Here is a 22,905-nt window from a genome sequence, read left to right as displayed (position 1 = left end):
GATCAGGCCTTCATGTTGACGAGGATCTTCATGTGCGACGCCTTGGGATCGAGCAGTGCTTCGAAGCCCTTTTCGACGACGTCTTCCGGCGCGATTTCCGCCGTCACGATCTTTTCGACCGGGAAGATGCCGGCGCCAATCATCGCGGCGATCCGTGGCCAGATCTGTACCGGATAGCACCAGGTCGCTTCGACAGTGATATCCTTGAGAGCCCATAGCATTGCGTCGATCGCTGCAGGCTTCACATGAAGACCGACCTGAACGACAGTCCCCTGGCGGCGGACGGCCTTTGCGCAGAGGTTAAGGGAGGCTTCCGCGCCGACGCATTCCAGCGCGACGTCGACACCGACACCCTCCTCGGTCTCGTCGCGGAAAAGCTTCTCGGTATCCGTTTCGCGGGGATCGAAAACGATCGCTTCGGGAACGAGCTTTTGCGCCAGCGCGCGCCGGTTGGGATTGAGTTCGGACACAAAGATCTTCGTGGCCCCGGCCGCCTTGGCTGCCAGCAGGACCAGCGCTCCGATCGGACCAACGCCCGAGACCAGAACGCTGCTTCCGCTCGTGACACCGCCGCGGTCAACGCCATAGAGTGCCACCGCCGCCGGCTCGATCATTGCTGCCTGAATATCGGAGACGGTATCCGGTACCGGGAAGACGTTGTAACCGTTGACGACGGCGCGTTCGCTCATGCCGCCCCAATCCCAAGACAGACCGACGCAGGCCATCTTTTCGCTGAGATGGAAGAGACCGCGGCGGCCATAATAGTCGTCACGCGGCGAAATCAGCGGCTGGATGGAAACACGCGAACCCGGCTGGACATGCGTGACATTCTTGCCGACCTCGAGCACACGGGCGGAAAATTCGTGGCCGAGGATCTGCGGCAGCGTCGCGCCCGAGTAGACGTGCGGCGTAGCCGGAGTGACGATCGGGCCGGCGATATATTCGTGCAGGTCCGTTCCGCAGATGCCGCAGACGAGAGGTTCGATCAGGACCATGTCGTCCCCAAGCGGTCCGCTCGGTGCAGGCACGTCCTCAACGCGGATGTCTTTCTTCGAGTAGTATCGTACAGCTTTCATTGCCATGCCTTTCTGAGTTATTGCGCGGTGTAGCCGCCGTCGCAGACCAAGCTGCTGCCTGTCACGAAACGGGCTTCGTCAGAAGCCAGAAAGAGGACGCAGTTGGCGACATCGACGGGCTCGCCAAGCGTCAGCGGATGCTTTGCCTTCATCATTTCGAGATAATGGTCGAGGCCGCCGGGGTAGGTTTCACCGGCCTTCATGAACAGCGGCGTCTTCGTCGAGCCCGGATGGACGGCATTCACGCGGATGCCGTGCGGCGCATAGCAGACGGCGTCGGTCTTCGTCATGGCAAGAACCGCGCCCTTGGTCGCGTGATAGGGAGGAAGGTCGTCATTGCCGATCAAGCCATAGATCGACGAAAAGTTGACGATCGATCCGGCCCTCGCCGCCATCATCGGCTTGACCGCGTGCTTGGTGCAGAGAAAAACACCGCGCACGTTGATCGCGAAGATGCGATCCCACTCGTCGACCGTCACCTCATGGGCGAGCTTGTTGACGCCGGTAACGGCAGCGTTGTTGACGAGAATGTCGAGCTTGCCCCATGCGCCGACGACCTCGGCCATCGCCGGTGCGACGTCATTCTCGTTGGAGACGTCCACCCTGTGGAAGACGGCCTCGCCGCCCTTGTCCTTGATAGCTTGCGCGACCCGCGTGCCCTGTTCGGCGCTGACATCGAAGATCGCGACCTTGGCGCCCTCCTCCGCGAAGCGGTAGCAAGTCGCTTCGCCGATGCCGGTGCTTCCGCCGGTGATGATGGCGACTTTGTTGGCCAACCGTGCCATTAGCTCCTCCCTGATGCCCGTTTTAGATCAGAACCATGCCGCCATCGACCATGACGGTCTGGCCGGTGATGTAGTCCGAGGCGTCGGACGCCAGGAATGTCGTCACGCCGGCAATGTCCCTCGGAACGGACACACGGCCGAGCAGAATCGATTGCGAGAACTCGTTGATCGCCTGATCCGGCTTGGAGGTCAGTCCATGCTCCATGAACTCCCGGTCGAGCTGCTGCCAGAGTTCCGTCGCAACGACGCCCGGGCCGAAGCAGTTGACGGTGATCTTGTGTTCGGCAAGCGCACGGGCGGCAGCCTGCGTGATCGCCACGACGGCGAACTTCGAGGCGCAATAATGCGCAAACAAGGGATAACCCTGCTTGCCGGCGATCGATGACGTGTTGATGATCTTGCCGCCGTGACCTTGCTGGATCATCTGCTTGGCCGCTTCCTGCGTTCCGATCAGGACGCCGAGGCCATTGATCTTCATGATCCGATTGAAGTCTGCTTCGGTGACCTCCAGAAACGGGCATGTCTGGCTGATACCGGCATTGTTGAACATGACGTCGAGCCGCCCGAAATGGGACACTGTTTCGCCGATCAGCGCTTGAACGCTGTCGCGGTTCGAAACATCGACGCTAAGCGCAATCGCGCTTCCACCGTCCGAGGCGATTTTCGATGCGGTCTGCTGCGCCGCATCGGCGTTCAGATCGGCGATAACGACCTTGGCACCCTTTGCAGCCAGGTCGGCGGCGATACCGGCTCCGATGCCACGGCCGGAGCCGGTCACGATGACGACCTTGTTGTTGACTGATCCGCTCATTGGACCTCCCTTTCTCTTTTGATTACCGAACCGCTCGAACGTAGAGGCTGGCGGCCACGATGATGACGATGCCCTTGACGATAATTTGCAGCTGGACGGGCATGCCGACCATGACCACCGCGTTTGAAAGGACGACCAGGATCGCCGCGCCGGCGAGCGCCCCGGGAATCGTCCCTCTTCCTCCCGAGAGGGCGACGCCGCCCATGACGGCTGCGACGATCGAGTCGAGCTCGAAGCCGCGTCCGACGAAATTGTCGACGACTCCGACGAAACCGGACAGCAGGAGTCCCGCAACGGCCGCCATGACACCGCAGATCATATAGCAGAGGATGGTCACGCGGTCGGCCGAGATGCCGACGAGACGCGCCGTGATCGGATTTCCGCCGGTGATGTAGACGCGCCGGCCAAATGCGGCACGATGCAGCAGGATTGCGAAGAAGATCGCCAGCACCGCCATGACCAGGAGATTGTAAGGCACGCCGGATAGGGTTTCGGAGCCGAGCGATCTATAAAGCGGTGGCACATTGCCCGAGGGGGCTCCCTGGGTTGCCGCAAAGCGAAGTCCCTGAAGAACGATCATCGTTGCGAGCGTCGCCAGGAACGGCGAAACGTTGCGTTTCGTCACCAGGATGCCATTGGCCAAGCCGGTCGCACAACCCATAGCCACGCAGGCGAGCAGGATGAGTAGCGCATCGCTGTTCTGGCCGTTGAAGCTGGTCGCGATGACCGCCGCGGTCGCCATGACGGATGCGACCGAAAGATCCAGTCCCCGGACAAGGATGACGAAGGTCTGGCCGATCACGACGATGGCGAGCGGCGCTAGCTGCATCAACATGTTCGAGACGTTGGCAGGGCTCAGAAAGGCCGGGCTTACGGCTGTCGTCAGGAGAATGGCAGCAAGCAGAAACAGGTAGATTCCGTACTTCCTGCCGATATCACCTGCGCGAATGCCGGTGGGGGACCTCGACGTACTGATCGCCTCGTTAACTTTAGCGATGGCCATTAGGCTATCCTCCTCTTTTCCACGTAGACGGAAACGGCGGCGATGATGACCAATCCCTGCGCGACGAGCTGGATGTGCGTCGACACGCCAAGAAAGTTCAAAAGATTGTTGAGCAGCGACACGAGATAGACGCCGAGCAGCGTGCCCATCACGCCGCCGCGGCCACCCGCCAGCATCGTGCCGCCGACGACGACAGGAGTGATCGACGCGAGCGTGTAGTTGGCGCCCGTGTAAGGCTGACCAACGCCGAATCTGCTGACCAGATAAACACCGGTCAGTGCGGCAAACAGGCCCGACAGCATATAGACCAACAGGATCACACGCGTCTTGGGCAGCCCCATCAGCGTCGCCGCATGGGGGTCGTCGCCAACCGCGTAAATGTAGCGACCTAGCCTGGTTTTCACGAGAAGGAACGCGGCCAGAAGGGACAGGACGACGGCGAAAGTAGCGCCGATCGAGAGTCCGCCCGGCAGGCGGCCGTAGGCGAAATAATCGAAACCCTTCGGAACTTTGCCAATGGGACCGAGCCCATACAGCAGGGCGACGCCCTGGATGACCGCACCTGTGCCGAGCGTGACGATCAGCGGGTGCACGCCAGTCGCGATGATGACGCCTCCATTCACAGCACCGATGAGGATACCGAGAAGGAGAACGCCTGCGATCACCGGCACGACCATGCTCTGGTCGCCATTGATCAATCCGGAGGTGAGCATCGAGGCGAGGCTGATGACCGAACCGACGGAAAGGTCGATGCCGCCGGTCAGAACGGCAAGCGTCTGGCCTAGGCTGACGAGCGCGAGGCCTGTCGACTGTTCGTAGACGTTGAAAATGTTTCTCGTCGTGCCGAAGCGGTCAGAGACCAGGACACCGGTTGCGAAGAGGATGACCAACAGCGCGATGACGACGGCAATCGCCGCGCGCGAACTGTTGAAGATGGATCCAAGTTTGATGGAAGAGCTGTTCATTGTCCCACCTCACGCTGCAAGTTGATGGGTCGCGAGAGCGATTACCGCTTCTTCGCTGATCGTATCCGCGTCGAGCGAACCAACGATCTCGCCTTCCCGCATGACGAAGACGCTATCGGACAAGCCGACGATTTCCGGCAGCTCCGAGGAAATCATCAGGATCGCGATGCCGCGGTCGGCAAGTTCCTGGATGATGCGGTAGATTTCGGTTTTTGCACCGACGTCGACGCCGCGTGTCGGCTCGTCGAGAATGAGGACGCGCGTGCTGGTGCGCGCCCAGCGGGCCAGAATGACCTTTTGCTGGTTGCCGCCTGACATCAGCGACACCGCTGTCGACGGACCACGGCAGGCTATGCGGTAGTTGCTGATCTCACGCTTTGCGATTTCGTCTTCCTGGCGGCGGTCGACAAGGCCGAGCCGGGTCACGCTTGGCAGGGTCGAAGCCGTGACATTGGCTGCGATGTCGAGTTGCATCGCGAGCCCCTGGCCTTTGCGATCTTCGGTAACAAGGCCGATACCCGCGGCGATCGCGCGCGAGGGACTAGTTCTGGAGATATCCTTGCCGTCCAAAATGACCTCGCCGCCCGACTTCTCCAGCGCGCCGAATATGGCGAATGCGAGTTCGGATCGGCCCGCGCCCACCATGCCCGCAAGCCCGGTGATTTCGCCGGCACGCAAGGTGATGGATGCGTTACGCACCCGGCCGGGAACCGAGACATTCTTCACATCGAGGACCACGGAGCGATCCGCCGGCAATTGGCGGCGCGGCGGAAAGAGCTCCACGAGCGAGCGGCCGACCATCATGGAAATAAGCTCGTCGCGATTGACGTTCGCGATGTCGCGCGTCCCGACGTACCGGCCGTCCTTCAGCACGGTCACGCGATTGCAAAGTGCAAAGATCTCCTCCAGGCGGTGGGAGATGTAGATGATTGCGACACCGGCGTCGCGCAGCGAACGGAGACGAGCAAAGAGGACTTCGACTTCATGCCCGGAGATGACAGCGGTCGGTTCGTCGAGGATCAGCAGCTTGACATCATGAACGAGCGCCTTGGCGATCTCGACCATCTGCTGGTCTGCAACCGACAGGTCCTTCACCAGCGCCTTCGGGTCGAGGTCCAGGCCGAAGCGGGCGAGAAGTTCCTTGGCGTCGGCCGCCGCCTTGCGATGGTCGATCAGGCCCAGGCGATTCCGGCGCTCGTGGCCGATGAAGATGTTCTCAGCGACGCTCAGATGCGGGAAGAGCACGAACTCCTGATAAATCACGTGTATTCCGGCCTGTTTGGCCTCTCGGGGCTTGGCCCATTTGACCGCCTTGCCGTCAAAGGTGATGGTGCCCGTGTCCGGCTGGTGAACCCCGGCGATGACGCGCGTCAGCGTCGATTTTCCGGCGCCGTTTTCGCCTACGAGCGCGTGAATTTCACCGGCGCGAACATCGAGCCCCATGTCTGTGAGCGCATTGACGCCGGGAAAGGATTTGCAGATTCCCGTCAGTGACAACATATCTTGTCCTCGCAATTGTGAAGCCGGCGGGGCACCTGTCGCCCCGCCGTGTCCTGGGAGGACTTATTGCGGATAGTCGACTTTGAAGGTCGACGGATTGTAGTCGGGGCCCATGCCGCCCGTTACCAGCATGTCCGCCGGTGCATTCGGCAACACCATGTCCTTGACGTGCAGATCGGGACGAATGGACGGCGTCTCGTCACCATCGGTCGTCGCGATCTGCGCGTTGATTTCGTAGGTGCAAGGAACCTTGGCGCCGGAAAGTACCTTGAGGGCGACGTCAATCGCTGTACCGCCCATGGCCGGCGGATAGCCGACCTCAAGCATCGGAACCTTGTATTTGAGCGCCAGCTGCAGGGGCCCGTTCACGTCCGAGGTGGTGTGTGGCGGAATCTCGCCAGGCTTGAAGCCGGCTTCGAGGAACGCTTCGATCGAGCCTGGAGTCTGCAGCCCATGAGTCGACAGTACGGCGTTGATGCTCTTGCCGTATTTTGCAATTACGGCCTGCATGACTTGCTTGCCCTTGACCGGGCTCCAGTCGGAATAGACGGTATCGAGGATTTTGATGTCCGGATACTGGTCGAGCACCTGCTTTGCCGCCTTGACGCGCAGCTCGTTGGGGCTCGAGCCTGCTTGGCCGCCGAGAATGACGATATTACCTTTGCCATGCAGCTTTTCAGCGATCCATTGTCCGAACAGACGTCCCATCATCGCGTCGGACGCTGTCACGAAGGTGACGAAGTTGTCGGAGGAGACACGGCGATCGACCATGACCACCGGAATCCCCTGCTCCATTGCGCGCGACACGGCCGGATCGACAGCCTGCTCGGTGTTGGCGCTGACGATGAGCAGATCGACGCCCTGTGAAATCAGATCCTGAATGTCGGACACCTGCTTGGCGTCGTCATGACCGGCATCGGTGATGAGCAGATGACTGATCTGATCCTTGTGCTCAGCGGCGGCCTTTTCCATCGAATGCAGCATCACCACGCGCCAGCTATCGCCGAGGCCGGCATTCGAGAAGCCGATCGTGTACGGACCTTCCTTCTTGTACTCCGCGGTATCCTTGAAGCAGACATCGAGCGACGGGTTGAACAGGAAGGTTCTGGGAACACCTGCGTACGTGTCTGCGAATGTCGAAACTGTGCTGGAGAGCAGAGCCAGTGAAGCGATAAGGCCGATGGCTTTGTTTTTCATTTTGGATTCTCCTCCGATAAACTCGTCAAACCGCTCTGCAACAAAGTATCGTTCGCGGAAAACCTTGTTTTCCGCGGCAACTCTCTTTTGTTGACGGCCTATATTCCTCCCGTAGGAACCACCGTGCGATCCGAAAAGAAAGCTAAGGGATGAACCTGTGCTTCCACAAACCTTTAATTATCCAAAATGGATATTTTAGATGCAGCAATCCGGCTTCTGTCGAAGATACTATTCTTGCGGGAGGATGGTGCGTCTGCACACAAACGTCGGTTTGTTCACGTGCCTGTACGTTCTTCCCTGAGATAGCGGCATTTAAAAAAAGCTCCGGCAAGTTTGTTCTGGCTGGAAAGGAAGGTTGTGTATGAGCGAAACGTTGAAAGTCGGATGGGCCGGAATCGGGAAAATGGGCATGCCAATGAGCCGCCGCGTTCTGGAAAACGGATATGCGCTGTGGGTCTATGAACCACTGCCCGAAAATCGGGCCTCCGTGGTCGCGCAGGGCGCAAATGTCGCGCACTCGCTTGAAGATCTTGCGGAAGCAGCTGATGTTATCATGCTGACCATTCCCAACGACGCAGTTCTTCGGCAATTGACACTGTCGCCCGGGGCCCTCGCCGACTTGCTGAAGCCTGGTCAGATCCTTGTCGAAATGAGTACTGTCTCTCCAGAACTGTCGGCCGAGGTCAATGATGCCCTCAGCAAGAAAGGCGTTGCCTATCTGCGGGCGCCTGTGTCCGGCAGCACCGTAACGGCGTCCTCCGGCATGTTGTCCGTGATGGTTTCCGGGCCTGAGGAGGCCTATCGTAAGGTAGAGCCAATACTCGCCTGCTTCTCCTCTCGCCGGTTCTATCTCGGCGGGGGCGAAGAAGCCCGTTACCTCAAGCTGGTGTTGAATGCCCTCGTCGGTGCGACGGCCGCTCTTCTGGGCGAAGCCTTGACACTCGGGCTCAAGGGTAATCTCTCAGTCGAAACAATGCTCAACGTCATCTGCGAAAGCGCGGTCGCCTCCCCATTGATCGCCTATAAGCGGGATCTGCTCGTCAATCGCAATTTCGACCCAGCGTTCTCCGTTTCGCAAATGATGAAAGATTTCGACCTCATCCTGGGTGCGGCCAAGTCCGACCACGTGCCGATGTATCTCGCATCGATGATCCGGCAGCAGTACGAGGCCGCCTTTGCCGAAGGGCTGGCGGAGAAGGACTTTTTTGTTCTTTTCGAACAGTATGAACGTCTGGCCGGATTGACGGCACGCGACACCACTGCCAGTCCCCGGGATCTGAAGGCTGTCTGAATGGGCTGGCAAAGCTTGCCTTTGCCAGTTAACCTTATCTTCGACCGCGCGACGGTTGGGAGGCCGACGTGAACGAATATGAAATGCTGCGGGTCATCGACTTTATCGAAAAAACGCGGCGACCCTTCAGAGACGTCGTTGAGCCTGCAGATGACGATGCCATATGGCGGGTCGTCACCTATCTCATCAAGTCGCATATTCTGAGCCAGACGGTTTCGATCTCGACGCTCGGACAGGAATCCGGTCTTCCCTATGCAACGTCGATGCGATTGATAAACCGCCTCATCGATGGCGGCTATATCCAGAAAGTGGCCAAGGGCACCACCGGCAAGAGTTTCTCCTTGCAACCCAGCGCGCAGCTTTTGCGCTCGTTCGAATCCTATGCCCGCAAGACGAAGTCCCTGCTGGCGCAAACGCTCGGCTTGCGCGCCGGCGAGGAGGAAGATGAGTATTATTTCGGCGGAACACCGCTCGGCTCGCAGATCATTCCACCCATGCGTCTCGTCCAGAAACGCGCGGAATCGCAGATCGAGCTGCGGTTTCTGCTGAATGACGACAATTACTTTTCCGCGATGCGCAACATGTGGGCGGACTTCCGCAACAATCTCGCATCTCGTAAAAATTTCGATCTCCTGCCCCTGCCGGAGCTTTACACTCGAGCACGCGAGAACGGTGCGAGAGCGGTTTCAGACTATGATGTGATCGCCATCAACATGCCGTGGCTTGGCGAGTTTGCCGAGAGCGGCATCATCCGGCCTATGGATACCTATATTCAGAAGACCGGCATCAACCCGCTCGATTTCCACCCTTCCATATGGTCCACCGCGACATGGGAGGGAAACGACTATGGAGTGCCCGGCTACTGCACGGTCGAGTTTCTTGCGGCGAGAAAGGACCTCTTCTCCGAGGCCGAACTGCCCTTCCCCAAGACCTTCGACGACGTCATTGCCGCCGGGCGCCGCTTCCATTCGCCAAACGACGGCATGTTCGGAGCGGTCTGGGACGGTGCGCGGGGCATGCCGATAGCATCGAGTTTTCTATTTTTCCTCGGGGCGTGCGGACAGCCGGCGATATCGTTACGAAAGACGCGATCAGGCTTTACGCTCGACGGAGCCGATCTCGAAGAGCTGACTTGTACAATCCTGTCGGACGCCGGGTTTGCCGCTCTTGAATACATGCGCCGGCTGATCGAAATTTCGCCTCCCAAGATTCTCGAAATGGCCTGGGACCAGACCCTTGCAGTCTTCCTCAAGGGAAGAGCGAGCCTCGGCTATTTCTGGACGATGCGGGCTGCCCGGTTTGAATATGACGTTCAGTCCGTGGTGAAGCGGCGGGTGGAGTATCTGCCGCAACCATCCGGTTCAGGAGGCACCCGCGCTTCGCCGATCGGCGGCTTTCTTTTTTGCATTCCAACCAACCTGCCGGAAGAGCGGGTGGAACTGGCGGCTGATGCCATTGCCTGGATGGCGTCGAGAGAAGCAATGAAGGCGCACGTCAAGAACGGTTTCCCGGTTGCTCCGCGCTTTTCGGTCAGCGCAGATCCGGAGGCGGCGGCAAGTTCGCCGATCGTCCGTTTCGTCGATCAACTCGCGAAGAAGAATCTTCTGCATACGTGGCAACGACCAAATATCCCACAATATACGATGATCGAGAGGACATTGGGCGTGGAGATCCACGACGCGCTATTGGGAAACAAATCGCCGCGGAGTGCCCTTGAGGATGCTGCGCAGCAAATTGAATTCAGCTTGAAATCCGGTCGCGGAAAACGGCCCAGACAAAACTCGGCTTCGACCCTCAATTCGGAGCACTTTCCGCTTGGTGGCACAAGCCGCGTGACTGAAAACTAGCCACCTTTAACATGTGCGCCGTCTCGCAACCGTCGGGTCACATCACTTGATGATGCCGAGCTTGCTGCGATCGGTGGTGAGGGCAACTGCCACCAGGGCCGTCAAGCCGAATACGATGTTCTGCGCCGTCGGCTGTACGCCAATGATGACCGTGACAATCCTCAGCCAGGAGGTAATCAAACCGCCCACGACTGCCGGGAGCAGTCCGCCGACGCCGCCCGATATTGCCGTGCCGCCCAAAACGACGCCGACGATCGAGAGCAACAGCAAATTGCCTGCAAGCGTCGGCGAGCTGAACGTCGTTACGGATATCAGAAACAATCCGGCAATTGCGGCGCAACCCGCCGATACGGCGAAGATGGTCGTACGCACCGCGATCACGTTGACCGCCGACATGATTGCCGCGCGCTCGCCGGTGCCCAAAGCATAAATATCTCTTCCAAGGCGCAGATAGCGCAACAAGGTTCCCAAGAGCGCGACGATGACGACGAGTGCGATCACTGTATTGGGAATTTCCGCGGTGCTGTCCGCAAGCCAGGTCACAAACAGGTCATTGTCAGGAATCGGCTCGGCCGTGGCGTTCGAAAGAAGCAGCGCCAGACCGGACAGCATGCTTAGCGTCCCCAGGGTTACGATGAAAGAGGGCAGTTGCAGCCACGCATGGAACCACCCTTGCGCGGCTCCGAAACACATGGCGATCAGGATAACGACAACCGACGTCCAGGGGCCGAAGATCGGATTGAGGACGACGACCAGAACGCCGGCCAGGGATGCAACGCCGGCGACGGACAGGTCGATGCTGCCTGCCAGAATCGGCAGCGTTCCGGCGATGACGAGTGCTACGACCGGCGCGGCGTCCGAAAGGAAACTCAAAAGGGAATCCGTTTCGAGCACCCCCGGTGCGATCATGGCGCTGGCCAGCACGAGCGCAATCATGACAAGCATCGGGGCTAGCGCCTGCAGGATCGTCGACCGTTGCCCGCCAAGAGCGCGGATAAGCGTACTGTCGAGTGCGTTTTGCATCGTGATGTTCCCTATGAATTTCAGCGGCAGCGGGGCCGTCGGATGGATGTCAGACCATAGCCGCCACGACTTCTTCTTCCTTCGGCAAAGCGCCCGTCCTTAGATCGAAACGGGCGGTGATTTCGCCGTCACGCATGACGACGATACGATCGGAGAGTTCCAGAAGTTCCGAAATCGTGTCTCCGACGAAGATGATCGAAAGTCCGTTTTTTGCCTGTTGGCGGATGACAGCAAAGAGATCATCCCTCGCACCGGGATCAAGACCCCTGCTTGGATGATCAAGCAGCAAAACCTTGAGGTCTTTCGCCATGAGCCATTTTGCGAGCACGGTCTTCTGCTGATTGCCGCCGCTGAGGCTGGAAATCGGAGCAAAAGGCGTGTGCATCTTCACCTTCAAGCGCCGCATCCATTCAAGCGCGACCGGGCGCTCCTTGCCTCGCCGCAGTAGAAGCGATCGCCAGCCGTAATCGAGGCCGAATGTCAAAACGGCATTCTCGAACAGAGACCGGCTGGGCAGCATGCCCTCCGAGCGCCGGTCTGCCGGAAGATAGCCTATACCCCGCCGGACGGCCGTACGCGGGCTGCACGAGGTCATCGTTCTGCCACTCAACGCAATGCTGCCGGTATCGACGCGCTCCGCGCCGAACACCGCCCGGCAAACCTCTTCGGCACCGGAGCCGAGAACGCCGGCTATCCCTAGAATCTCACCGCGGCCGACTGCAAGGCTGACATTGCGGAAATGCGCTCCGCTGCCCAGCCGTTCCAGCCTGAGGACCGCAGTCGCATCCTGTTTCGCCAAACCACGGTTTCGGCCAGGCTCGGTCGTGCGCTGCCGCCCGACCATCAGTTCATAGAGCTCGTTGCGGTCGACCGAGCGGCTGTCCCGCTCCGCCACCTTTCGACCATCCGTCATGACGACGATCCGGTCGCTGATTTCCAGCACTTCCTCCAGCCGGTGCGAGACGAAAACGATCGTTGCGCTTCCGCGCAATCTGTTGATCTGCTTGAACAGCAATTTGATCTCGTCGGGGGTGAGCACCGACGTAGGCTCGTCAAACAAGATGATGGGCGGCCGATCGACAAGCTCCTCGATTGCGAGCACCTTGGCGAGTTCGACCTGCTGGCGTTCCGCAAACCGTAGATCCTCCACCGGGACGTGGGTCGGCAGATCGACCGAAATCTTGTGCAGTTGCATGCGCGCTGCCTCGTTCAGCGCCGACCATCTATAAAGCCCATTTCGCTTGGCAGGATGCGGCTTATCCAGAAAGATGTTTTCAGCGACAGTCAGGTTTCGAATGAGCGATTGTTCCTGGTGAACCATCCCGATGCCATAGCTGCCGGCTGCTGCTGCAGACCCCAGGACGATCGGCTTTCCATCAAGCAGCAGCCGGCCCTGATCCGGCATCGTGAGCCCTGCCAATATCTTCAGCAAGGTGGACTTTCCGGAGCCGTTCTGGCCGATCAGACCGAGGACCTGCCCGGCAGGAATCTCCAGATCAATGTCTTCGAGAGCGACGACATTGCCATAGGTTTTGCGCATGCCTTGGAGAACAAGCGAACCTGTCATTTTACCACCCTCAGTTTGCTACGGCGGTGCCATCCGCCGGCGGCAACTGCGACGATGATGACCGCGCCGCTGATAATGTGGCGTGTATAGGGACCTGCGCCAATCTGGATCAGGCCGTTGTTGAGCACTTCGAGGATCAAGGCGCCTAACGCGGATTGCACCGCTCCGCCCCGCCCGCCGGTCAGAACCGTTCCACCCAGCACCGAGGCACTAATCGCAGGAAACAGCAGGCCATTGCCGATATTGGCATTGCCGGTGCTCAGTTGTGCGGACAGCAGCACGCCGCACAACCCCGCCAGAAGGCCACAGATTGCGAAAGCCGCGATCTTAATGTGCCGGAGGCGCAAGCCGGAGGCGACCAGCAAACTCTCGTCACCACCGATTGCGTAGATCATCCGCCCAAGCCTCGTATAATTGAGGACGAGTTGACTGACGACGATCACTGCCAGCGCGATGTAGACGACGAGGCTCAAGTCGAAGATCCGAAGTCTTGCCAGGTTTAGGACAAGCGGATCGTTGATCTGCGGCACGCGTTCCGGGAAAAGCACCGCCGCGATCCCCAACCCGACAAACCATGTGCCGAGGGTGACGATCAGCGACGGCATCCGCAAAATTGCGTTGAGCACCGCGTTGAAGAAGCCGAAGGCCAAGCCGGCCGCAAGCGCGGCCAGCAAGCCCATCATGCCGTAGTCGTTGCCGTTGACGCCGTTCGCAACCAACAGAGCGACGATCATGCTCGTCGCAGCCATGATGCCCTCCAGCGACAGATCGATGGAGCCCATGATGACCACGAAACTGATGGCAGCCGCGAGTATTGCCGGGACCGCCGCTGCCTCGACGACGGATTTGAGGTTGTCGATCGTAAAGAAGCTTCCACTGACCAGTTGAAAGCCCACGGACAGCACGATCAGTGCTGCGATGGGACCAGCGAACTGGGTCCATGGCAACTTGCTTCTGACCGTGTCGAGGACCGTCAGTGAGCGAGCGACCGTTTGGGAGTGCATCCTGGTAGCGGCCTCCATCGACCCCTCCTTCCGATTAGTTATTCTCGTTTGCGCCTTCGGGAATCTGACCTGCGGAATCCTTCCAGAAGTCCTGCTTGATCTGGTCGTACGTGTAATTCGGCGCGTTCTTCTTGAGATCCAGATACTTGTCGACGTTGTCCTTCGTCACGACGTCCTGCTTGAGATAGAAATCGCGCTGCGCATGCGTCAGCTTCTCCGGATCGATGTCGCCGATTGCTGCGGCGTAGGCCAGCGACATGGAAACCGCGCCTTGCAAGACCGGGTCATTCCAGACTGTCGCAAGCATGTCGCCGCTCTTGACCATTTCCAGGCCGATGTTCGATCCGTCCGAACCGGTGACCAGGATCTTGCCGTTCAGGCCTTTTTCCTTCAGCGCAGCGACTGCTCCGCGGCCCATCGCATCGTTGGAGGCAAAAATACCCTGCAGTTGGTCGCCGTAACGCGCGAGCCAGGTGCGGGTTATGTTTTGCGCCTTGGTTTCCTGCCAATCGCCAACCTGGGTGTCGACGAGCTCCAGTCCGGGGCATTCCTTGAGCGCTTTCTTCAAGCCGGCGATACGCTGAAAGGCCGGCGGCGTCGACGGAACACCCTCGATCGCGGCAATCTTGCCCTTGCCGTTCAGCGCCTTGCAGAGCGCCATGGCCTGATAGTAGCCAGACATCACACCGTCGAAGGACGTATGGGCGACCCAGTACTTCGAATTGGTGTCCCAGGGATGGATGTCTTCGGGCCGGTTCCAGATCGTGACGACGTGCACCTTGGCCTTGGCCGATCGGTTCACAACCGCCTTCACGAAGGCATTCGACGACGGATCGGTCGCAAGCGCGCATTGATTGCACCCAGCTGAGTAGGTGGCGCCAAGCTGTGCCAGCAACTGATCGCCCTGATAATTGCTCGTCAGAACGGCGGGCTCCTTGCCGAGCGACGTCGCGATATCCTTCACGCCCTGCAGATATTCCGACCAATATTCCGAGGCCGTCTCGTCGATACCGACGATCAGACGTCCGCCCTTCGCTTCGCCGGCGGTTGCTTGGCCGGCCGGAAGCACGATGCTTGCGCACGCGGTGGCGGCTGTCAGCAGCCACCCGGCGAACAGGCCGAATTTCAAATGCGATTTCATGCCATTCTCCTCCTCAGGTTAAATGCACATAGATGCGCCGCACCTCCGCGCTTCATCGGCGGTCGGCGATAGCCTCATGGGCTTCGATCAGAAGCCTGGAGTTTTGCGGTTGCGCTTCGAGTCTCCCGGCTTCGATGTCGAAGGCCACCTCCACGACGCGCTGGTTGATCGGCGATGACTGACCGTGAGTTCGCAGGATATCCACGACCCAGCCGTTGACCTCCTGCACCTCCGCGCGCCGGCCTTTGCGCCAATCCTGCAGGGACGTGGTCAGCGTGTCCGGCTGCGAGAACGTCTTCAGCACTTCCTCGAAAATCTGATCGACGTACCGTTCGGGATGATTGGTCGTGACCGGTGGCATACCGATAATCGGAACGATCTTTGCCCCGTCGGCGAGCGCTGCCTGCATCGCCTCGTACCCGGCGGCCCGCATCACCTCGAGCATTCCCGGGGCGCGGGCGGCATCGGCCAATGCCAGATTGACGATTGCCGAGGGGATCAGTTCAGCCGCGTTGACGACGAGCTTCATCCACTTGGCGGAGCGAATGTCGTCGACGACCTCGACCGTGCCGGAGTTGCGCAGCAGTTCGGCAACGTCCTCCACACGCTCCTGCGTCTTCGGATCGAGCGCGCCAAGCGCAAACCATGACGTATCATGGTCATTCTGCCTGTTGGTGATGCCCGGCACGAACATATTGGAGGCGATTTCGATAACCGCACCGATCGTTCGTTCCCGGCCGACGATGGCGGCGATGTCCTCATGTGTCATGCCGTTCTGAAGGCCGACAACCAAGCCGTCCGGAGCCAGGCACGGCTCTATGAGCTGACACGCCCACTTGGTGTCGTAGGCCTTGACCACGAGAAAGACGACATCGAATGGCTCCTTGATTTCCGCAACCTGGCAGAGATGAAGCGCCGGAACCTTTGCATTGATGGTCCGTGTCGGCAAGTTTACGGTTATGCCGTCCTCGCGTATCGCCGTGACATGCTCGGGCCACTGCTCGATGAAGGTGACATCGAGACCGGCCAGGGCAAAGTCAGCACCGATCGATGCCCCTTGCGCGCCGGTTCCGACGAACGCGATCTTCGGGCCGCGCGTTTTATCCCAAGTCATGTGGCTCTCTCCTTTGCAAATGGCATGCGCTGCTCGCGCGGTTAAAACATTTCCAGCCGTTCGACTGGCGCGCCCGAAATTCTCCCCTGCAGGACCAATGCGGATGCCTCCTTCACGCATTTGGTCACGCGACGAGAAGGGAGCTATTGGATGGCTGTGCCTGCAGTTCGCCTCTCTCGATCGACAGCGCGACCTCGACGATCCTGCTGTTGACGGGCGCAGACCGACCGGCCTTCTCCAGCGTCTTCACGACGTGGCCGTTGATGTCGAGAACTTCGCCGCGCCGACCTTTTCGCCAGTCCTGCAGGACGGTCGTCAGCGTATCGGGCATCATGAAAGTCTTGAGAACCTCGTCGAAGATCTCATCGACATATCGTTCCGGATCGTTGGTTTTCGTCGGCGGCATCCCGAGGATCGGAACAATCTTTGCCCCGTCAATTTGCGCGGCCCGCATTGCCTCGTAACCGGCAGCTCGCATGACGCCCTCCGTGCCGGGCGCTCTCACCGCCTCCGCAAACGGAAGGTTCAATATCGCTGATGGAACGAGTTGAGCGGCATTGACGATCAGCTTCATCCACTTGGCGGAGCGAATGTCGTCGGAGACTTCCACACGACCGCTGTGTCGCAGCAATTCGGCAATCCGCTCGACACGTTGCCGATTGCCTGCATCAACGGCACCAAGCGCAAACCAGGAGGTATCGTGATCGTTCTGACGATTGGTGACTCCAGGCGTGAACATGTTGGAGGCCATGTCGAATACGGCGCCCACGCAGCGCTCATCGCCGACCACGGCAGCGATGTCGTCAAGCGTCATCCCATTCTGGACCCCGACGACGAAGCCGTCAGGCGCCAGAACGGACTCGACCAACTGGCATGTCCAACGGGTATCATAGGCCTTGACGACCAGAAAAACGACGTCGAAAGGCTCACGAAGTTCCGCCACGTCGCATAGATGTAGAGCGCGAACGTTTGCATTGATTGACCTGGAAGGCAGATGGACGGTTATGCCATTCTCTCGCATGGCGCAGACATGCTCCGGCCATTGCTCGATAAACGTCACATCCAGCCCGGCCAACGCGAAATCAACCCCGATTGATGCGCCTTGAGCGCCCGTCCCGACGAACGCGATCTTCAAATCACGCGTCATATCCCAGGCCATTGCAGATTCCTCTCCATTGTCCCGCCGGCACCCGATGTTGCCGCCTCCGACCGCATCGATAAAAGGGATAAGGACCAGAGTCAAGTGCAAACGTTTGCGCAAAGTTTCTCAAGTTTCCGCGACGTTTTCTCTTGATACCTTTGAAAGGGCGAGACGCTCGATGCCTCTACCAACCGTTTCTTTGTGCAACCGTTTGTCTTTATTTATAGTTTGGAAGTGACGCGGCGGCCAGGATGCGGGACGGCGCCGATGTCCTCCGCCCTGTTTTGTGACGTCAGTCCACTTACAAACCGATGAGGCAAACGCTGTTTTTTTCTGCAAATGAGTCGTCGGAGAGCCTTTCACGGTCAGAGCTGATTAAAGTTTCCCGACTATGGCTTTTGCGGTAATCGTTCTGAGTGCTCCGGCGGTTCCAGACACGCTCGCTTGTGCGCAAAGGTTTGATCGCTTATTTTCCTGAAGTAGTACTGAATCAATGCAACGTGGCTGGAACGAGATGAGTGACACTCTCCGCGAGGATCAGAAGAAGCGTTCGCGCGTAACCATTGTCGACGTCGCAAACAGTGCCGGTGTGCACGTTTCGACTGCCTCTCGGGCGCTCAACCCGAAGGCAAGCCATCGGATTTCAAGCAAGGTCGTCCGGAAAATCGAAAAGGTCGCGGAGCAGCTCGGCTACAAACCCAACACGCTGGCTTCCAGTCTGCGTACGCAGAAGACCGGCACGATTGGTCTTATTGTACCCAATCTGAGTGACCCGCTGTTCTCGCCGATCATCGCGTCCATCGAAGAGCGCGTCGCGGAGGAAGGTTATGTGACCTTCGTCGCGAACTCAGACTACAATCCGACAAAGCTGCGTTCGATTATCGAACGCATGGGCAGCCAGTTCGTCGCCGGCCTCATCGTGGCAAGCTTCGAACTCAACGACCCGTCAGTGGACCTGTGCCTGAAGCTTGGGATACCGACGGTCGCGGTTCTGCGCGATCCCCGGGACAGCCGCATCTCTTCCGTCTCGATGGACGATGTCGTCGGAGTCCAAGCGCTCGTTGAACATATGCTCGATCTCGGCCATCGGGACATCACTTATGTGACACCGCCATTGGCCGCATCGACGGCCCAGAACAGGCTCGCTGGCTTCAACGCGGGCACGCGATTGGAAAAGGCTGCCGGCTGCCGCTTCGACGTGATCGAGGCACAAGCCTATGATGTTGCCGAGGGCGAGCGCATCATGGGACAGATGCTGGCGAACGGGCTGACCAGCAGCGCGGTCCTCGCTTTCAATGATCTTCTGGCAGTTGGGTGCCTCGTGGCCCTCAGATCGGCCGGTGTCGCTTGCCCGGAACAGATTTCGATCGCCGGCGTCAACGATCTTCCGTTTATGAACATGCTCTCGCCGCCCTTGACCACTTTGCATACCGCCGGCCGTGATCTCGGATCTGAAAGCGCGGAGCTCTTGATGAGCCTGATCGACAATCTCCATCAGCCTGTAAAACGCATTCTCCTGACCCCGCACATGATCGTGCGGGGAACAACAGGGCCAGCGCGCAAGCGGGGGACGAATTTGCCCTCGAATGAGAGGGCGCAGCCTGCTTAGGCGCATGAAATCGCTATTTCCGCTTGGATATCATAGTCATGAGCCGGACATCCGGTTCCAGCGCGAGGAACTCGTCCTTTCGTTCGACCAATTCCTTCAAGTAGGGCGTCTCCATATGCCTGTCCAAAGCCTCTCGGCTGATCCAGTTCTCGTAAAACGAAAACTCGGCTGGATTGTCGTCGCTTTGGTGTAAGTCGTAGTCGACACACCCGTTCTCCGCACGGGTTCGCTCAATCAACGACATTAGAAATGCCCTGGTTTCATCGACCTTTTCGGGCCGAGCCACCAGGTGTGCCATCACCGTTACCTGATCCGACATTTGCGGCTTTCCTCCTCGAGTGACCGTGCGATTACGTGAATCGGCAGCCGCCGTTGACGTCGAGCGTGGCGCCGACAAAGTAGCTGGAATCCTCTGTCGAGAGGAAATAGATGGCCGAGGCAATTTCCGCAGTTTCCGCCGGGCGGCGCATCGGAATCTTGTTCCATTCGATGGAGCGCATTTCATCAGCGGAAATGCCGCGTTGCTCTGCCTCGACGGCGAGGGCGTTGAAATGCATTGGCGTGTTGATGTTTCCAGGGGCTACGCAGTTGACCCGGATAGCCGGCGCCAGCTCTGCTGCAACGCTTTGCGTCAGGGAGATCAGCGCCGCCTTCGAGGCGCAATAGGGGCTGAAGTATGCATGCCCTTCCCGCCCCCAAAAGCTTGAAACAGTCGCGATGGAAGCATTTCCGGATTTCCGCAGCAGTGGAACGCAAGCACTGATGAACTTGACGTTTGCCCGGAGGTTTACGTTATGCACCTTATCCCAGAGGGACATGTCCATCTGCTCTATGCTGATTGCCGGATGGTTGATGGCGGCGATCAGTCCAAGGAAGCGCAACGGGATCCCTAGGCCGGCGGCTGTTCTGGCGACAGAATCAACTTCGGCATCATTGGTCAGGTCCATCTGAATCCCGAAGCATTGACGTCCGAACTCAGTGGAGAGACCTTCCGCCAGTGCTTTTACGTCATCAGTTCGGTCACAGAGGATCATCGACCAGCCACTCTCAGCGAAGCGCCTAGCGGTCGCCCGACCGACCTCGCCAGCGGCGCCTGTCAGAATGCAAAGCTTTGTATCTGCCATTTCACTGTTCTCCTCCCACGCATCCTGTGAAGGGTACAAACAATCGATGGAGGGAGAAGGGAATAATTGTCCATTTTGGACTTCGGCTTTTGGAGGTCGCAGACGAGAAAGGCCATTGAGCAATAAATGAGATGCCTGGCGGTCGAAATTTCGCGCTGCGCCCCCAATGCTTCACCAAACCGGCCATGAAACGCAACTTAGGTAGGAAGCTAAAAATTAGCTTGCTAACCAATACAATTTATCTTTGTCGGGAAATGCAGTCCGTGTAACGCTGAATTTATTCCGGCGTGGAGGATATTGCCGGAAGATCGTGTGCCCTACCGACGGACCAGTCTCCGCACCTGTATCCAGATACGAGATAAAAGGCAACCTGGCATTTTGCCCGGGCGCTGTCGTTTGGCCTTGATGGCGAAATATGGGAGGAAATTCATGAGAATACTCGTAGCGCGACTGGCAGTGGCACTGCCGTTGCTTTTCGGTGCAAACATGGCGGCGTCTGCGGACAGCGCAATTGATGTCGCCCTTGGGGATGTCTCGCTGAACAAGGTGGCCTTCCTGGTCGCCGCCGATAACGGCATCTACCAGAAGAACGGCCTGACCATTCATCAATTCATTACCAAGGGGGCAGCCTCGCGCATCAGCCGCAGCGGCATCAATGTTCCGGCAGAATTCGTCGGCACCGACGAGCAGGACGAGAAGGCGCCGATCTCGGTCGGCGGCGGCAGTCCGCTGATCGTCTCCATGACCACGGATGCGCGTTCGACCGATCGCGTCATCATCGCCACGACCGACAGCCAGGCCCGGTTTCATATCATCAGCTCCAAAGCGCTCAATTCCGTCGACGATCTGAAAGGAAAGCGTCTCGGTTATTCGAGCTTTGGCTCCGTCAGCCATCTGATGGCCTTGGAATTTCTGCGCCAGAAAGGATGGAGCCAAAACGACGACATCTCGCTGATGGAAGAAGGGATGGCCTATTCGGCGCTGAAAGAGGGTAAGGTGGATGCGTTCATCGGCAGCGAGATCTACTACACCATGGCCGAGAAGAACGGCGCCAAGGATCTCGTCAACCTGACCGACTACAAGATCCCGCTCGCCGGCTCCGGCATCAATGTGGAACGCAAGTGGCTTGCCGATCATCATGATGAAGCAATGAGCTTCGTCAAATCGACCATCGAAGCCTATGCGCTGATGAAGTCGGACGAGAATGTCGTGAGAGCCGTCCTCACCAAATGGTATGGCATCAACGATCCCAAACAGCAGGATGCGATGTATGCCCAGGTCGTCGCCGCGCCGGAAAAGCCTTATCCCGCCGCCGACGGCATCAAGCTCGTGAAACAACTCTTCAATCATCGCGAACTCAAGCGCCATGACGCCGACTATTTCTACGACGACAGTTTCGTCGCTGAATTGGACAAGAGCGGCTTCATCGACAAGGTCTATGCCGATCCCAAGGCGAACTGACCGTCGCCTGGAGCGCCCGGCAACCAAGCTGCTCCGCCTGCACTGTTTTCATCTCGCTGTACCAGCCTGTCGCGGTCGTGTTGCCACGGCCGCGGCGAGACAAATTGGATTTTCTTCATTATCGATTTTGGGAGGATCACGATGATCAGAAATCTGCAGATCTCAACAGCTTTATCCTTGGCGCTCCTGGCTGGCGCTCCTGCCTTTGCCGCCGACTCGAAGCCGATCGATGTCGCTCTTGGCGACGTTTCGATCAACAAGGTAACCTTCCTTGTCGCTGCCGATGCGGGAATCTACGAAAAGAACGGGCTGAACGTCCATCAGTTCATCACGCCGGATGCCGCGGAGAAGATCCGTCATAGCGGCATCAATGTGCCTGACAGCTTTGTCGGCAAGGGCAGCAAGGCAGCGCCGATCTCGATCGGGGGCGGCGTCCCGATGATGTACGGCATGGCGACGGATGCGAGGGCGGTCGACCGCGTCATTCTCGCAACCACGGACGACAAGCTGCAGGACCATATCATCGTCGCTCACGACATCACCTCGCTCGACCAGCTGAAGGGCAAGCGGCTCGGCTTTTCCGGGCTCGGCTCGGTCACCCATGTCACGGCACGCCTTTTTGCCGAGCATATGGGCTGGGATCCCGATCACGACATTTCGCTGATGGCGAATGGCAACAATATCAACGCGCTGGAGAAGGGGCAGGTCGATGCCGTGGTCGGCAGCGAATTGATCCAGGCAATCGCGGCCAAGGAAGGCTGGCACGACCTCGTCGACCTCGCGAGCTACAATATCCCGCTCGTCGGCTCGAGCGTCACCGTCGAGCGCAAATGGCTCCAGGACAATCCCGACGCGGCCGCCCGCTTCGTCAAATCCACCGTCGAGGCTATCGCACTGACGAAGACCAACAAGCAGGTCGTCTTCGACGCCCTGGCGAAATGGTTCAACATCACGGACCGGGATGCGCAGCAGCACATGTATGACCAGGAAATCGCCGAGCTGCCACAGAAGCCCTATCCTTCCGTCGAGGGCATCAAGAAGGCGATGGAAGTCTATAATTTTCACCAGATGACCATGCATCCCGCCGAATATTACTACGACGCCCATTTCATGGCCGATCTCGACAAGAGCGGCTTCATCGACAAGCTCTACGGCCAGGCGAGCGCCAACTAACTACGCCGCCCATTACAAACCAGCAAAGCCTCTTTAAGGCGCCGATCATCGGCGCCCTCCTCTTCCCTTTGCC

Annotated in this window: 20 protein-coding genes; 5 read left to right on the top strand and 15 right to left on the bottom strand. The window is 58.8% G+C overall.

The window, feature by feature from the left end:
- Positions 1-2: 2 nt before the first annotated feature.
- The 7 genes from HGP14_RS06200 to HGP14_RS06170 all read right to left on the bottom strand — a co-directional run bounded on the left by HGP14_RS06200 (position 3) and on the right by HGP14_RS06170 (position 7,337).
- A complete protein-coding gene (locus HGP14_RS06200; RefSeq protein ID WP_168828989.1) occupies positions 3-1,076 on the bottom strand; it encodes a 2,3-butanediol dehydrogenase in 1,074 nt (357 codons plus the stop codon).
- Between the two features lie 17 nt (positions 1,077-1,093).
- On the bottom strand, positions 1,094-1,861 hold the full coding sequence (locus HGP14_RS06195; RefSeq protein ID WP_168828988.1) for an SDR family NAD(P)-dependent oxidoreductase: 768 nt from the start codon (positions 1,859-1,861) through the stop codon (positions 1,094-1,096).
- 22 nt (positions 1,862-1,883) lie between these two features.
- A complete protein-coding gene (locus tag HGP14_RS06190) occupies positions 1,884-2,672 on the bottom strand; it encodes a glucose 1-dehydrogenase (protein ID WP_168828987.1) in 789 nt (262 codons plus the stop codon).
- Between the two features lie 22 nt (positions 2,673-2,694).
- Positions 2,695-3,675 carry an ABC transporter permease gene (locus HGP14_RS06185; RefSeq protein WP_168828986.1) on the bottom strand — a complete coding sequence of 327 codons (981 nt, stop codon included), beginning with the start codon at positions 3,673-3,675 and terminating at the stop codon, positions 2,695-2,697.
- Positions 3,675-4,640 (bottom strand): ABC transporter permease, encoded by a 966-nt coding sequence (locus HGP14_RS06180; protein ID WP_168828985.1) that lies wholly within the window; start codon positions 4,638-4,640, stop codon positions 3,675-3,677. Before HGP14_RS06180 ends, HGP14_RS06185 begins: the two co-directional genes overlap by 1 nt.
- Before the next feature lie 9 nt (positions 4,641-4,649).
- The gene (locus tag HGP14_RS06175; protein ID WP_168828984.1) at positions 4,650-6,140 is read right to left on the bottom strand and encodes a sugar ABC transporter ATP-binding protein; all 1,491 of its coding nucleotides are present in this window, start codon (positions 6,138-6,140) and stop codon (positions 4,650-4,652) included.
- Between the two features lie 63 nt (positions 6,141-6,203).
- Positions 6,204-7,337: an ABC transporter substrate-binding protein gene (locus HGP14_RS06170; RefSeq protein ID WP_168828983.1), complete on the bottom strand. Its 1,134-nt coding sequence runs from the start codon at positions 7,335-7,337 to the stop codon at positions 6,204-6,206.
- Between the two features lie 361 nt (positions 7,338-7,698).
- On the opposite strand from HGP14_RS06170, the gene HGP14_RS06165 reads away from it, so the two are divergent.
- Positions 7,699-8,628, top strand: coding sequence for an NAD(P)-dependent oxidoreductase (locus HGP14_RS06165; protein WP_281408071.1), 930 nt, complete (start codon positions 7,699-7,701; stop codon positions 8,626-8,628).
- Positions 8,629-8,696: 68 nt separating this feature from the next.
- Complete coding sequence (locus HGP14_RS35420) at positions 8,697-10,475, top strand: extracellular solute-binding protein (RefSeq protein WP_168828981.1); 1,779 nt, start codon at positions 8,697-8,699, stop codon at positions 10,473-10,475.
- A 42-nt stretch (positions 10,476-10,517) separates the two neighbouring features.
- Here HGP14_RS35420 and HGP14_RS06155 read toward each other — a convergent pair whose 3' ends face one another.
- From HGP14_RS06155 to HGP14_RS06130, 6 genes are all read right to left on the bottom strand, one after another.
- Positions 10,518-11,498 (bottom strand): ABC transporter permease, encoded by a 981-nt coding sequence (locus tag HGP14_RS06155; RefSeq protein ID WP_168828980.1) that lies wholly within the window; start codon positions 11,496-11,498, stop codon positions 10,518-10,520.
- Between the two features lie 49 nt (positions 11,499-11,547).
- Entirely contained in the window at positions 11,548-13,065 is a 1,518-nt protein-coding gene (locus HGP14_RS06150; RefSeq protein WP_168828979.1) for a sugar ABC transporter ATP-binding protein, read from the bottom strand.
- Positions 13,062-14,087: an ABC transporter permease gene (locus HGP14_RS06145; protein WP_168828978.1), complete on the bottom strand. Its 1,026-nt coding sequence runs from the start codon at positions 14,085-14,087 to the stop codon at positions 13,062-13,064. Before HGP14_RS06145 ends, HGP14_RS06150 begins: the two co-directional genes overlap by 4 nt.
- A gap of 16 nt (positions 14,088-14,103) precedes the next feature.
- Positions 14,104-15,210: a sugar ABC transporter substrate-binding protein gene (locus HGP14_RS06140; RefSeq protein WP_168828977.1), complete on the bottom strand. Its 1,107-nt coding sequence runs from the start codon at positions 15,208-15,210 to the stop codon at positions 14,104-14,106.
- Between the two features lie 52 nt (positions 15,211-15,262).
- The gene (locus HGP14_RS06135) at positions 15,263-16,324 is read right to left on the bottom strand and encodes a ketopantoate reductase family protein (RefSeq protein ID WP_168828976.1); all 1,062 of its coding nucleotides are present in this window, start codon (positions 16,322-16,324) and stop codon (positions 15,263-15,265) included.
- Positions 16,325-16,448: 124 nt separating this feature from the next.
- A complete protein-coding gene (locus HGP14_RS06130) occupies positions 16,449-17,483 on the bottom strand; it encodes a ketopantoate reductase family protein (RefSeq protein WP_205927052.1) in 1,035 nt (344 codons plus the stop codon).
- A gap of 496 nt (positions 17,484-17,979) precedes the next feature.
- Here HGP14_RS06130 and HGP14_RS06125 point away from each other — a divergent pair, with 496 nt between their 5' ends.
- Positions 17,980-19,074 (top strand): LacI family DNA-binding transcriptional regulator, encoded by a 1,095-nt coding sequence (locus HGP14_RS06125; protein WP_168828975.1) that lies wholly within the window; start codon positions 17,980-17,982, stop codon positions 19,072-19,074.
- A gap of 13 nt (positions 19,075-19,087) precedes the next feature.
- Here the strand turns inward: HGP14_RS06125 and HGP14_RS06120 are convergent, their stop codons facing one another.
- Both HGP14_RS06120 and HGP14_RS06115 read right to left on the bottom strand, forming a co-directional pair.
- Positions 19,088-19,393, bottom strand: a complete 306-nt coding sequence (locus tag HGP14_RS06120; RefSeq protein ID WP_168828974.1) for a putative quinol monooxygenase — start codon at positions 19,391-19,393, stop codon at positions 19,088-19,090.
- Positions 19,394-19,424: 31 nt separating this feature from the next.
- On the bottom strand, positions 19,425-20,321 hold the full coding sequence (locus HGP14_RS06115; protein WP_168828973.1) for an SDR family NAD(P)-dependent oxidoreductase: 897 nt from the start codon (positions 20,319-20,321) through the stop codon (positions 19,425-19,427).
- Between the two features lie 306 nt (positions 20,322-20,627).
- On the opposite strand from HGP14_RS06115, the gene HGP14_RS06110 reads away from it, so the two are divergent.
- The gene (locus tag HGP14_RS06110; protein WP_168828972.1) at positions 20,628-21,659 is read left to right on the top strand and encodes an ABC transporter substrate-binding protein; all 1,032 of its coding nucleotides are present in this window, start codon (positions 20,628-20,630) and stop codon (positions 21,657-21,659) included.
- 141 nt (positions 21,660-21,800) lie between these two features.
- Positions 21,801-22,832 carry an ABC transporter substrate-binding protein gene (locus tag HGP14_RS06105; RefSeq protein WP_168828971.1) on the top strand — a complete coding sequence of 344 codons (1,032 nt, stop codon included), beginning with the start codon at positions 21,801-21,803 and terminating at the stop codon, positions 22,830-22,832.
- Positions 22,833-22,905 lie beyond the last annotated feature (73 nt).

This window comes from Rhizobium sp. P32RR-XVIII, assembly GCF_012641395.1.
Classification (GTDB): Bacteria; Pseudomonadota; Alphaproteobacteria; order Rhizobiales; family Rhizobiaceae; genus Rhizobium.
Note: the sequence above shows the minus strand (reverse complement) of the source record. Positions and strands in the feature narration are given on the sequence as shown.